This is a genomic window from Brevundimonas sp. (assembly GCF_036677305.1).
GTDB lineage: Bacteria > Pseudomonadota > Alphaproteobacteria > Caulobacterales > Caulobacteraceae > Brevundimonas.
This window is the reverse complement of record NZ_JAKFEB010000136.1, coordinates 1-11869: the sequence shown is the minus strand read 5'-3', so window position 1 is coordinate 11869 and position 11869 is coordinate 1. Positions and strand designations below refer to the sequence as shown.

Sequence of the window (11869 nt, the reverse complement as noted above, 5' to 3'; positions counted from 1 at the left end):
CGCCATCTGCCTGCCCCTCGGCCTGACCGTGCTGCCGAAACGCCCCCGCGCGGACCGCTGCGCCACCGAAGCCCCGGCCGCTCCGGTCCTATGGGACCGGCGGATGTTGCAGATGGCGGGGATTTTCGCCGGCGCATGGTTCGTCTCGACCGCCATGGGGGCCCATCTGCCCCGGCTGCTCGTTGATCTCGGCATGAGCCTGGACCGCGCCGCCTGGGCCGCGGGCCTGATGGCGGCCAGCGCCATCGGGGCGCGCCTGTTCGATCTGCTCGTCCTGCACCGCTCGCACCCGGTGGCGACAGCCCGGCTTGGGACCCTGCTGCATCCCGCGGGCGCAGCGATCGCCGCGGTCGGCGGATCGCGCTTCGCCGCCGCGATCGCCGTGGGGCAGGGGGGCGGCAACGGCCTGTTGTCCGTGGCCTCGGGCGTCCTGCCGCTGCATGTCTTCGGCCCGGACCGCTACGCCGTGCGCCAGGCCATGATCCTGACCCCGGCCCGCTACCTGCAGGCCGCCGCGCCCGCCGCCTACGCCGTCGCCCTCGACGTCTCGCCGGGGTTCGCCCTGGCGGCGTCCAGCGCCGTCTGCCTCGTGATGTTCGCCCTGACCTTCGGCCTGCGCCCCGTCAGCGCCCCGTGAAGTCCGCCGGCCGCTTCTCCAGCGCCGCCGTCACGCCTTCCAGATGGTCGTCGCCCAGATGCGCCAGCGCCTGCATCGACGCTGTCATCTCCAGGATCTGGTCGAAGGTCGCGTCGCGGCCCTGACGCAGCAGGGCCTTGGTCATGCGCAGCGCCTGCGGGGCGCGGGCGGCGATCTCCTCCGCGATCTCCATGGCCTCGTCCATCAGCCGTTCGGGCGCGACCACCCGGCTGACCAGCCCCCATTCCATCGCCGTCCGCGCGTCCAGCACCCGGGCCGTAAACAGCATCTCGGCCGCCCGCGCATAACCGACGTTGCGCGGCATCAGCCAGGCCCCGCCGTCGCCCGGCAGTATGCCCAGCTTGAGGAAGGGCACGCCGAAGCTCGCCGCCTCCGAGGCGATGCGGATGTCGGCCAGCCCGGCGATGTCGCAGCCCAGCCCCATGGCCGGTCCGTTCACCGCCGCCACCAGCGGAATTTCCAGCCCGTACAGCGACCGCACGATCCGGTGCACCACCCGGCGGTAGCGTTCGCGAATGTCCGCGCCGCTGCCGGCGAACATGTCGCGCCGGTCCTTCATCGCCTTCAGGTCGCCGCCGGCCGAAAAGGCGCGCCCCGCGCCGGTCAGCACCACGCAGCGAACCCCGGCGTCCGCGTTCACCGCCTCGCAGGCCGCGGCGAAGGCCTCGCCGTCCTCCAGATCGGGCAGGGCGTTCAGCCGGTCGGGCCGGTCCAGCGTCCAGATTTCGATGTGCGCGCGGCGCTCCCGGCGGATCAGGGTCTGGGTCATGGACCCGCTGTGCCGCAAGCGCGGCCGCGCCGCAACGTCAGGAGCCGGGCACTTTCCGCGCCATCGAGCACCAGGCGCGCGTCAGGGGAAGGTCGACGGGCTCACGGGCCGCCGTCTCCGCCGCCCGTGCGGCGGCCAGACTGACGTAGCGCTTTACGACCGTGGTTCCGGGCGCGATGTCGTCGCCGTCGAGGAAGCTCGCAGGTTCGCTCGCCACCCTCCGGCCGGCCTCGGGCGGCGCTGCGGGGATCGCCTGTCGCTCCGGCGACCAGACGATGAAGTCGATCCCGTGATCCGGCGACCAGCCGCTTCGCCACGGCCGGACGGCCGTCGTCGCGACCAGCGTCGCCTCAAGCTTCAGCATATGGGCGCCCCTCCGTCAGAAGACTGGCACGGATTTCATTCCGACGCCTGTATCCCGTACGCGACAGACGAATTGAAAAAGCCCCGGACCTTGCGGGCCGGGGCTTTTGTCAGGGGTCGAGCCCAGCGCCCTAGCGGCGCTTCTCGATCTTGATCGGTACGAAGTTCGACGGGTGGCTGATCACGCGATCGCCCGCCCCGTTGTTGTTCTTCGTATTGACCAGCATCCCGCCCCAGAGGGCGAATGACATCATGGCGTGCTGGAGGTTGCGGTCTCTGTCGTTCATCCTTGGCGTCTCCTTTCGATGGAACGATGAAAAGAGACGCGTCGTGCTTTTCGGGAATCTCACCGTCATAGTCGTTTCGCGTCAGCATCCATGTAACCTTGACTGGTGGAAATTGCAATGATTTTTGCTCCGCTATCGGAACATATTTCTTACTGATGTCATCGACCGCCGCCCCAACCCCAAAGGCCCCGCCGCGCAGCATCGCCACGCCCTGCGTCAAGGTGTGCGTGGTCGACGGCGCATCCAGCCTGTGCCTGGGCTGTTTCCGCACCCTGTCCGAGATCGGCGGCTGGAGCGGCCTGAGCGACGACCAGCGCGCCGCCGTGATGGCCGATCTGCCGGCCCGGCGGTTGCGCATCGATCCGGCCCTGCTGGGCCCCGTCTGACCTCGCCCGCCCGGCCCAAACGTTAAGCCTCGAAAACCATCCCCCTTCACCGCATCCAAACGGGCGTGTGGGAGAACGGGGCGTCGCAAAGGCGGCGCTTCAGGACGAGTAAGGCATGCGTTTCGACCTTTCCTCCGTCGGCATCATGGCCGCCGCCGTCGTGTCGGCCCTGACCACCGTGTGGTGGATGGACCAGGCCGGCCTGCGCGGTCAGGCCCAGGCCGCCACTCCCGTTCCCGCGTCCGCGCCCGCCCAGGGCGCCTCGGCCCAGGTGCTGAAGGGTCTCGACGGCCACTACTGGGCCGACGCCCTGATCGAGGGTCGCGCCGTCCGCGTCATGGTGGACACCGGCGCCAGCGTGGTCGCCCTGACCCGGGACGACGCCGCGCGTCTGGGTCTCAAGCTCACCGCCGAGGACTTCTCGGGCTCCGTCGTCACCGCCTCGGGTACGGTTCGCGCCGCCCCGGTCGAGCTCCAGGCCGTCGCCGTCGCCGGCGCCCGCGTCGAGCGCGTCCAGGCCATGGTGGTCGAGCGCGGCCTGCCGCACTCCCTGCTGGGCATGAGCTATCTGGGCCGCCTCTCGGCCTTCACCGCCACGCCGGCCAGCCTGACGCTGCGGCCCTAGGAAAGTGGCTGGTGGCTAGTGGCTAGTGGCTGGCCGCCGCCTGGGCACAGGCGCAGTCCGCGCCGCCTTTCCGCCGCCAGTCATGCGATAATCACTAGCCACTAGCCACTAGCCACTAGCCACTAGCCGCCAGCCAAGCCACCAGCCACCAGACGCTCAGAGCGCCTTCACCGCCACCGACAGCGCGGTCGCCAGCAGATAGACCGCGAACGCCTTGCGCAGGACCCGCTTGTCCAGCGAATGCGCCAGTTTCGCGCCCCACGGCGCCACCGCCGTGGTCAGCACGGCCATGACGACGGCCCCGGGGACGTTGACATAGCCCAGCGACAGCGGCGGCCGGCCCGCCGCGTCCCAGCCGAACGCCACGAACCCGAGGGTCGCCGCCGTCCCGATGGCCACGCCGAACCCTGACGCCGTCGCCACGGCCTGATGGATCGGTCGTCCGCACAGGGTCATCATCATCCCGCCGAAGCTGCCGCCGCCGATCCCCATCATCGCCGACAGTCCGCCGATCACGCTCCCCAGCCCGCGCCGGCCCCAGCCGGTCGGAAGGTCCTTCGCCAGGGTGAACCGCTCGGGCATCAGCCCCAGCTGCGCCGCGATCAGGGCGAGGCAGACGCCATAGACGATGGCCAGCCCCTCCATGGAGGTGGCGCCCGCCACCGCCGCCCCGATCAGCGCCCCGAAGCCGACCCACGGGGTCCAGGTCTTCAGCACGACCTCGTCCACCGCCCCGTGCGACCGGTGCGCGCGCAGCGACCGCCAGCTGGTCGCCACGATCGTCAGCAGCGAGGTCCCGATGGCCGTGTGCAGATTGCCCTCGCCCCCGACGCCCAGCACCTCGAAGGCGTAGAAGACCGCCGGCACGATAACCGTGCCGCCGCCCACGCCGAACAGTCCCGCGACGATTCCCCCGGCCAGCCCCGCCGCGATCAGGGCGGCGAGCAGAAGCAGCAGATCGGCGAGGGGCAGGGTCATCCGCCCTGTCTAGTCTGACTCGCGCCCGGGGGGACCGTCCCGCGCGGGCCGCAACCTTCCTCGCCGACTCCCGTTCTTTCCGCCGACAGGCAACCGCCGGAAAGACAAGTCCCATGACATCGATCAAGACCCTCACGGCCCTCGCGGCCGGCGCCTTCGTGCTCTCGGCCGGTTCGGCCGCCTTCGCCCAGACGCCCTACGGCTCGGCCCCCTACGGCCAGACCCAGACCCAGACCGATCCCATCGGCGCCATCCTCGGCGCCCTGTTCGGCGACCGTCTCGGTACATCGACCACGCTGGACAGCGAATGGGGCCGCGGACGCCGTCCGCTCAACACCAACCGCGCCCAGTTCGAAAGCCGGCTGGAAGCCGACGTCCGCTCGGGCGCCATCTCCTCCTCGGCCGCCAGCAGCCTCAGCTCGGAATACTACGAACTGGTCACCCTCGAGGCGCGCTATACCGCCGACGGCCGCGTCACGACCCAGGAGCGCGCCGACCTGACCGAACGCTACCGCGCCTTCTCGACCCGCTATCAGGCCGGCGGGCAGGGCGAATACGACGACGGCTACGATGACTGGCGTCCGCTGGCGGAGAGCCGGACAGAGTTCAACTCCCGCCTCGACGCCGCCGTGCGCAACCGCACCCTGACCCGCAGCCAGGCCAACCGCCTCGGCACGGACTTCAACGCCCTGGTGCGGCTGGAAACCAGCTACGAGCGCAACGGCATCGACGCCCGCGAGCGCTCGGATCTGGAAGCCCGCTGGGCCGACCTGAACCGTCGCGTCGGCGACAACTATGACGGCGGCTATGTACCCGAGGACAATTACGGCTCCGACCCGCGCGGCGCCCAGATCGAGGCCCGTATCGCCGCCGGCGAACGCAACGGCTCGATCAGCCGCACCGAGGCCTCGAGCCTGCGGCTGGAGCTGCGCGACCTGACCCGCCGCTGGACCGAACTGGAAGCCCGGGTCTCAGCGGCCAGCCGTTAACCGGGGACAGGGCGCCGGGAAACCGGCGCCCTTTATTCCGTCAGCCAGAACAGGTCCTCGACCCTGGTGCCCAGCGCCCGCGCGAGGCTCAGCGCCAGCAGGGTCGAGGGCACGAACACGCCGTTCTCGACGGTGTTCACGGTCTTGCGCGACACCCCGGCGCGCTCCGCCAGATCGGCCTGGGTCAGGCCGGCGGCGGTCCGCACCTCCTTCAGCCGTGAGGCGAGGCGCGGATCACCCATCCTGACCCGCCTCGCGGTCCAGCCATGCGAAGCGGACGCCGGCGGTCCCGCCGCCTGCGGCGAGCGCCGCCAGAAGGCCCATGGCTCCGAACTCGGGCCGCACCAGAAACAGCGCGAACGCCGCAGTGGCCCCGGTCATCATCACCAGGAAGGCCGCCGTCATGGCGCGCGCGCGGATGACGATGGTCAGTTCATCCTCGAGGAAGCGGCGGTTCTGTCGGGAGTTGTGGTCCCAGCCCATGGCGATGGCCGCCGTTACCCACGCGTAGAGCACAGGCAGCAGGATCGACAGATAGTCCCGAAGCCGGCCTTCGCCCTCCATCACATGGCGGACGGGCTCCAGGGCCAGCGCCAGAAAGATCACCGCCACGGCGGGAAACATGAACAGCTGGCTCGACCGCTGCGCCTGCAGCCGGTCGCGCTTGCCCTGCGGCGCTTCGGACATCCAGCTCCGGTCGCCCGGCCGCAGCCTCCAGGCGAAAACGGCGCCGACCAGCACACAGCTGAAACCGACCCCGGTCAGCACTCCGGCGCCCGTGGCCGCATCGCCCTCGAGGCCCTGTCCGAGCATGAAGCCGGCGATCATCGCCGGTAGGCCCAGAACGGCCAGAGCGACCGCCGCCCGAAATTTCCAAATCCGCGTCCGTCCCGCTTTCGTCAGTTCCTGATCGTCCATCTCGCAACCCCAAAACGCATTGTCACCTTGGGGTTACATATCACCTATGGGTTACATCGAGTCAAGCGGGTCAGATCAGCAACGCCCCCTCATGTCGCAGCAGCCAGCCCTTGCGCTCCAGGCCGCCGCCGAACCCGGTCAGCGAGCCGTCCGCGCCGACCACGCGATGACAGGCCAGGATCAGCGGAATGGGATTGCGGTTCAGCGCCACGCCCGCGGCCTGGGCCGCGCCGGGTTCGCCTGCGCGCTTCGCCACCTCGCCGTAGCTGATGGTCACGCCCGCAGGCACATCCGCCAGCGCCTTCCACACCCGCGGCTGGAAGCCGTCGGACGCCGCCCCCTCCAGCGACCAGGGCACGCGGTCCAGCGCCTCGCGGTCGCCTTCGAAATAGGCCGCCAGTTCGCGCGTCACGGCCGCCGGCGTCTCGCCGTCCGACAGGGTCGCGCCGGGATATTCGCGCCGCATCGCCTTGATCAGACCGTCTCCGAAGCTGACGCCGCGCACGACCCCGGCCTCGTCGCAGGCGATCGCCAGCGGCCCGATCGGGCTCTCGACCCAGGACAGGATCAGGCGATCGGGCGGGCTCATCCCACCGCCGGCATCAGGGCGTTGACCTCGCCCCAGCCCAGCGCGCCCTCGCCCAGCGGCTCGGACCGCCCGTCGAGCAGGAACGCCTCCGTCAGCGCCGCCGCCCGGCCCCATGTCGCGCCCACGATGCCCGACCCGGCGCTCAGCCGTCTCACGCCCAGCGCCTCCAGCGTCCTCGCGCCCGGCAGGCCCGGATAGGCCAGCAGGTTCAGCGGCAGGGACGTCGCGCCGACCATCGCCGTTATGTCCGCCTCATCCGTGAGACCGGGCGTGAACAGCCCGTCCGCCCCCGCCGCCGCATAGATCGCGCCGCGCCGCGCCGCCTCGGCTACGGGCGCATCCTTCGCCAGCCCCCTCAGCCACACGTCGCAGCGGGCGTTGATGAACAGGTCCGGCCCGGCCGCCGCCCGGATCGCCGCGATCTTGCTCGCCAGCAGTTCCGGCGACCCGCCGCCGTCCTCGATATTGATCCCCGCCGCACCGGCCTCGACCAGCCGCCTCGCCTGCCTCGCAACCTCGGCCGGGTCGTCGGAATAGCCGCCCTCGAAATCGATCGACACCGGCAGGTCCTGCGCCGCCCGGACCACGTCGCGCGTCACCTGCACCACGCGGTCCACCGGCAGGGCGTCGCCGTCGGGCCAGCCCAAGGCCCAGGCTACGCCGGCGCTGGTCGTGGCGATCGCCTTCGCCCCCCTGGCCCGCATCAGCGCCGCCGACCCCCCGTCCCAGGCGTTGGGCAGGATCAGCAGTCCGGAACGGTGCAGGTCGCGAAAGGCGGTCATGGCGTATCTCCTTCGAGCCGTGATTTCGCTCCGATGCGGCGGCCTGTCCGGCGGTTTTCGGACGTGCTCACCGGGGGGCGGAATCTCCGGCGGCATAGGCGGCGTTCGCGATCATCCGGTAGGTCGGCGTCGAGTTGCTGCAGGCCCCGCCGACCCGTCGGCGCGGTCCGCCGGCCTCTGCCATGTCGGCGAAGATGGCCGAACTGTCCTGGGCGCACATCCGGCGACGCGACCCGTCGATGCGCCGGTTCAGCGGGATCTCATGCGGCCACCAGTCGGGATCCCAGGCGCGGCACGGATCGCTCCACGCCGCCTCCATCTGGGCCGCCTTGACGGCGGACAGCCGGCCTTCCTTCGGCGGCCACCAGGCCTCCTCGTCCGTACGGCCCGCCCGCTGTTCGGCCATCCATGCGTTGACGGCCTCGGTGGTCCAGCTGCTGTCGTAGTTCGGCGGCAACGGGGGCGGGGCGGGCGGTCCCTCGCGGACGCTGTGCCGCCAGAACCACCAGCTTCCGTCCGCCTCGCGCCACACCACCGAACGGTGGTCCGAGCTGTGGCCGCCGCCCGGCGGCATTCGCGCGCGGATGACGACCGACGCGTCTTCCGGAGGCCGGCGCGCCGCCCAGTCGGGAATCCGCACCACGTCCAGCATGTCGACGACCGGCGCCCCGGTCGCCACCGGCAGCCGCGCCCGCTCGCGCTCCAGCGCCCGGAAGTCGATGTCGCGCACCGCCTCGCACTGCGCCTGCGGCGGCCGTTGCGGCGACGCCCCCGCCGCCGGCGTCTGCGCCCCCGCTCCGCCTGCGGCCGCGGCCTGGATCAGCCCCAGCGCCAGCGCGGTCATCCTTGTCCCCGTCCGCATGCCGTCCCTCCCGTTTCGGAGGCCAGCTTCGGCGAGGACCGTCGGCGGGGCAACCACGCAAATCCGCGATCGCGGTCCCGAGGCGGAACCGGCGTCATGGCGGCGTTACGATGGGGTTGGGAAGAGGGCTGCGCCGCGTCGCGTATCGGGACGCGGAGGCTGCGGCCGGGCCTTTCAGGGCCGGGAGGGCAGGGTGGACGGAGCGGCATCCCGGGAGCGGCTCGCGCCGCCCCGGGATGCCCCGTCAGGCCTTTAGAACGGCCGGTAGTTCAGGCTCAGGAAGAAGCGACGGCCGAACAGGTCGAAATTGTCCGCCGTCGTATTGCCGAGCCAGCGCGCCGGCTCTGCGTCGAACGCGTTGACCACGCCGGCCCGCACCACGGTGTCCTCACGCATGTTCCAGCGGACCGAGAAGTCATGCTGGGAGAAGTCGCCGGTCTCGAGGTAGTCCAGCGTCTCGTAGCGATCGAAATTGCCGTAGCCGATCGTGTCGATGTCCTCGATCTCCTGGCTGGCCTGCCAGTCCCAGTCCCAGGTGAAGGCCAGGGTGTCCGTAGGCTCCCAGGTGACCGTGGACAGGAAACGCACGCGCGGCATGCCCACGGTGTCCTCGAAGTCGGAGGAATCCGTCGGATCGGCGATGTTGACGAAATCATGCTGCTCGATCAGCCAGTTGCCGCGCACGGCGTGGCTGAGGCGGCCCCAGTTGAGCCCGGCCCATGACGGCAGATCGAAGCCATAGCGCGCGGTGAAGTCCACGCCCTTGGCCGTCAGCGCGGCGTAGTTCAGCGACCCCTGGATGAAGCTGCTGACCAGGAAGGTGCCCGGGTTGCGGGTGATGGTGGCGCAGGCGCCGGTGTTCACCTGGTCGCCGCTGACGCACTGGTTGGCCGCGGCCTGCGCCGTCACCGAGGCGATCGCGTCGCTGATCTCGATGTCATAGTAGTCCAGGACGATCGAGAGGTTCGGGATCAGGTAGTCGGGCGTCCAGACCCCGCCGATGGTGAAGCTCTCGGACGTTTCCGGCTGCAGGAACGGGTTGCCCCCCGCCAGGCCCGGGACGGAGCCGCTGCCGTAGTTCGGCAGATAGGCGTTGGCCGCCGACGGATCGCTGAAGGTGAAGGTCAGGCCGGCGGCCGTGGCCAGGGCCGCACAGTTGGCGATGCGGTTGTTGGCGATCGTCCGGTCGGCGAGGTTGTTGATGACCGTCGCGCTGCAGGGATCGGAGAAGCCGTTGGCGAAGGTCTGGCCGTAGGGCTCGTTGGTCTCGGACAGGTTCGGAACCCGGATCGCCGTGGCGGTCGTGGCCCGGAACAGGAACTGGTCCGTGGGCCGCCACTGGAACTGGGCGCTGTAGGTGTCCTGCTTGCCGACGTGCGAGTAGTCCGAGACGCGATAGGCGCCGCTGATTTCCGACGAGCCCAGGAAGGTGTCGCTGAAGAGCGGCAGCCTCAGTTCGGCGAAATAGTCGTTGGTGTCGTAGCTGGCCTCGGCGAAGTCCGGTCCCGTGTTCAGGAACAGGAGGCGGCCGGCGGTATCGGCGTCGCGGCCCACGCCGCTGGTGATTTCCTTGCGGTACTCATAGCCCAGGGCGACGCCGATCGGGCCGGCTCCCCAGAAGTCCCACAGGTCGCCGGTGGTGAAGGCCAGGAAGTCGTGTTGCTTGTTCTGGTCGGTGACGGTGATCGCGGCCTGCAGATAGTCCAGGCCTTCCTCGGTGAAACCGCCCGCTCCGAACACGCGCACCGGCGAGCAATCGTCGATGACCGCGCCCTGGCGGGAATAGGTGACGCCGCCCAGGACGGCGTCCGGAATGGCGATGCCCTGGGCGTCCAGCAGCTGCACGCGGCAGACGATTTCGCCCGGCCGGCCGTTGACGATGCCGGCGGTGTCGACCACCGCATCGGCGGCCGCCTGGTAGCGAACGATGTCGACGCCCAGCTCTTCGTTGGAGTTGTTCATCTCGCCGTAGGTGTAGCCGGCTTCCCAGGTCACGTTGCGATAGAAGCCCAGGTCGCCCGCGTCGCCGCGCACGCCGAGCACATAGCGCTGCAGGTCGCGGTTGTTGGTCTGGGTCCGCTCCGGTCCGTACAGCTTGTGCTGGGCGCGCGGGTCCGCGACGTTGCCCGTCACCGTCCCGGCCGCGTTGAAGATGTCGCGGCGGTTGTTCTGGATCGCCGTGCGGACGTTGGCCGGCAGATAGGCGTTGTCGAGGCCGATCTCGAACGCCGAGGTGGCGGTGATGGCGCCGACGGTGCCCGGGGCGAACTGGCGGATGTTGAAGTCGTGGAACACCCGCTGGCCGGCGTCGAAGGTTTCTTCCTCGACGTATTTGGCCTCACCGAAGATCTCGATGCTGTCCGTCACGTCGAAGTTGAAGCCGGTCTGGAAGCGGTAGTTGGTCGATTCCGGCAGGCGGCTGCCCTGGGCCTGCTCGGTGTTCTGCACCATGCCCTTGCCGCCGTTGCTCGAGTTCCGGGTGAAGCCTGCGCCTTGCCGGATCGAGCCGAAGGGGACCGGCTGGGACATGCCGGTGTCGTCAAACAGGAAACCGTTGTCGAGACGGTTCGACGGCGCCAGCGAGAAGCAGTTGGCCGAGAAGGTGGTCGCCGAGCAGGTCTGGAACGGAACGTCGGGGTCGCTGGCGGGGCTGGGCCGCACGCCGGTCGACAGGATGGTCACCCCGCCGAAATTGGTGCCGCGGATATAGGTCCGCAGGTCGCGGACCAGGATCAGGTCCGGCACGCCGTCGCTGGGGGCGGACGACGGATCGGTGTCATTGGCCAGCAGGCCCCACGACTCGCGCTTCCAGTCGATGTCGGTGTCCAGCACTTCATCGTTGCGCTGGAATTCGCCCGAGACATAGACGTTCATCCGGTCGTCCAGCAGGTTGTCGCCCCACAGGACCGACAGGCGTTCGCTCAGCTGGTGGTCGTCGTTGATCTCGGCGATCGAGGCGTCGATCTCGAGGCCCTCGAAATCCTTCTTGAGGACGAAGTTGACCACGCCGGTCACGGCGTCCGCGCCGTACACGGCCGCGTTGCCGCCGGTCACGACCTCGACGTTGTTCACCAGCAGGCGCGGAATGGTGTCCACGTCCACCGACAGCGTGCCGGGGCTCGAACCGACGTGGCGGCGTCCGTCGACCAGGGTCAGCGTCCGCACCGCGCCCAGGGCGCGCAGGCTCAGCAGCGACAGACCGCCGTCGTTCAGGTTGGAGCCGGTGGTGTCTTCCGGCACGACCGAGGTCGACAGGGCCGGGATGTCGGCCAGGAAGTCGATGACATTGACCTCGCCGGACTGTTGCAGCTCCTCCTGGCCGATCTGGATCAGGGGCGTCGGCGAATTGGTCGGATCCCGGCGGATGCGCGAACCCGTGACCACCACATCGCCCAGATCGGAGGCGTCGGGGTCCTGGGCAGGGGCCGTCTGGGCGCTGGCGACCGCGGGCATGGCGGCCGCGAGGGTCAGCGCCGAAAGGCCGGCGAGCAGGGAGGAAGTCATCAGGAAGGGCTTGGTGCGCATGTGTATCCCGTGGAAGGTTCACCGTTACAGTGAAGCCAGCAGTCCCGCGCCCGGAAGGGATTTGCAACCCAATAGACACGCTATGGCCACAGGATTGACACAGGCGTGTTGCGGCCAACACAGTCCAGCTTGGTAGAG

At 69.9% G+C, this 11869-nt stretch carries 14 protein-coding genes; 4 read left to right on the top strand and 10 right to left on the bottom strand.

Features of this window, described 5'->3' with window-relative positions:
* Nucleotides 1-637: hypothetical protein (locus V6M42_RS08015; RefSeq protein ID WP_332678118.1), on the top strand; the 637-nt coding region annotated here is incomplete at its 5' end.
* On the opposite strand, the gene V6M42_RS08010 is transcribed toward V6M42_RS08015, so the two are convergent.
* The 3 genes from V6M42_RS08010 to V6M42_RS08000 form a co-directional block, all read right to left on the bottom strand.
* Nucleotides 624-1427: a crotonase/enoyl-CoA hydratase family protein gene (locus V6M42_RS08010; protein WP_332678117.1), complete on the bottom strand. Its 804-nt coding sequence runs from the start codon at nucleotides 1425-1427 to the stop codon at nucleotides 624-626. The genes V6M42_RS08015 and V6M42_RS08010 overlap by 14 nt on opposite strands.
* A 37-nt stretch (nucleotides 1428-1464) precedes the next feature.
* A complete protein-coding gene (locus tag V6M42_RS08005) occupies nucleotides 1465-1791 on the bottom strand; it encodes a hypothetical protein (RefSeq protein ID WP_332678116.1) in 327 nt (108 codons plus the stop codon).
* 130 nt (nucleotides 1792-1921) lie between these two features.
* Nucleotides 1922-2077, bottom strand: a complete 156-nt coding sequence (locus V6M42_RS08000) for a hypothetical protein (RefSeq protein ID WP_200943669.1) — start codon at nucleotides 2075-2077, stop codon at nucleotides 1922-1924.
* Between the two features lie 155 nt (nucleotides 2078-2232).
* Here V6M42_RS08000 and V6M42_RS07995 point away from each other — a divergent pair, with 155 nt between their 5' ends.
* Nucleotides 2233-2463 carry a DUF1289 domain-containing protein gene (locus V6M42_RS07995; protein WP_332678115.1) on the top strand — a complete coding sequence of 77 codons (231 nt, stop codon included), beginning with the start codon at nucleotides 2233-2235 and terminating at the stop codon, nucleotides 2461-2463.
* 115 nt (nucleotides 2464-2578) lie between these two features.
* On the top strand, nucleotides 2579-3088 hold the full coding sequence (locus tag V6M42_RS07990) for a retropepsin-like aspartic protease family protein (protein ID WP_332678114.1): 510 nt from the start codon (nucleotides 2579-2581) through the stop codon (nucleotides 3086-3088).
* Between the two features lie 156 nt (nucleotides 3089-3244).
* Here the strand turns inward: V6M42_RS07990 and V6M42_RS07985 are convergent, their stop codons facing one another.
* Nucleotides 3245-4066 carry a sulfite exporter TauE/SafE family protein gene (locus V6M42_RS07985; protein ID WP_332678113.1) on the bottom strand — a complete coding sequence of 274 codons (822 nt, stop codon included), beginning with the start codon at nucleotides 4064-4066 and terminating at the stop codon, nucleotides 3245-3247.
* 113 nt (nucleotides 4067-4179) lie between these two features.
* Here V6M42_RS07985 and V6M42_RS07980 point away from each other — a divergent pair, with 113 nt between their 5' ends.
* A complete protein-coding gene (locus V6M42_RS07980; RefSeq protein ID WP_332678112.1) occupies nucleotides 4180-5055 on the top strand; it encodes a hypothetical protein in 876 nt (291 codons plus the stop codon).
* Between the two features lie 32 nt (nucleotides 5056-5087).
* Here the strand turns inward: V6M42_RS07980 and V6M42_RS07975 are convergent, their stop codons facing one another.
* The 6 genes from V6M42_RS07975 to V6M42_RS07950 all read right to left on the bottom strand — a co-directional run bounded on the left by V6M42_RS07975 (nucleotide 5088) and on the right by V6M42_RS07950 (nucleotide 11731).
* The gene (locus tag V6M42_RS07975) at nucleotides 5088-5297 is read right to left on the bottom strand and encodes a helix-turn-helix transcriptional regulator (RefSeq protein WP_332678111.1); all 210 of its coding nucleotides are present in this window, start codon (nucleotides 5295-5297) and stop codon (nucleotides 5088-5090) included.
* The gene (locus tag V6M42_RS07970) at nucleotides 5290-5883 is read right to left on the bottom strand and encodes a hypothetical protein (RefSeq protein ID WP_332678110.1); all 594 of its coding nucleotides are present in this window, start codon (nucleotides 5881-5883) and stop codon (nucleotides 5290-5292) included. Before V6M42_RS07970 ends, V6M42_RS07975 begins: the two co-directional genes overlap by 8 nt.
* 160 nt (nucleotides 5884-6043) lie before the next feature.
* Nucleotides 6044-6562 carry a methylated-DNA--[protein]-cysteine S-methyltransferase gene (locus tag V6M42_RS07965; protein WP_332678109.1) on the bottom strand — a complete coding sequence of 173 codons (519 nt, stop codon included), beginning with the start codon at nucleotides 6560-6562 and terminating at the stop codon, nucleotides 6044-6046.
* On the bottom strand, nucleotides 6559-7344 hold the full coding sequence (locus V6M42_RS07960) for an isocitrate lyase/PEP mutase family protein (RefSeq protein WP_332678108.1): 786 nt from the start codon (nucleotides 7342-7344) through the stop codon (nucleotides 6559-6561). The genes V6M42_RS07965 and V6M42_RS07960 overlap by 4 nt, the downstream gene beginning before the upstream one ends.
* 67 nt (nucleotides 7345-7411) lie before the next feature.
* Entirely contained in the window at nucleotides 7412-8188 is a 777-nt protein-coding gene (locus V6M42_RS07955; RefSeq protein WP_332658539.1) for a hypothetical protein, read from the bottom strand.
* A 270-nt stretch (nucleotides 8189-8458) separates the two neighbouring features.
* On the bottom strand, nucleotides 8459-11731 hold the full coding sequence (locus V6M42_RS07950) for a TonB-dependent receptor domain-containing protein (protein WP_332678107.1): 3273 nt from the start codon (nucleotides 11729-11731) through the stop codon (nucleotides 8459-8461).
* Nucleotides 11732-11869 lie beyond the last annotated feature (138 nt).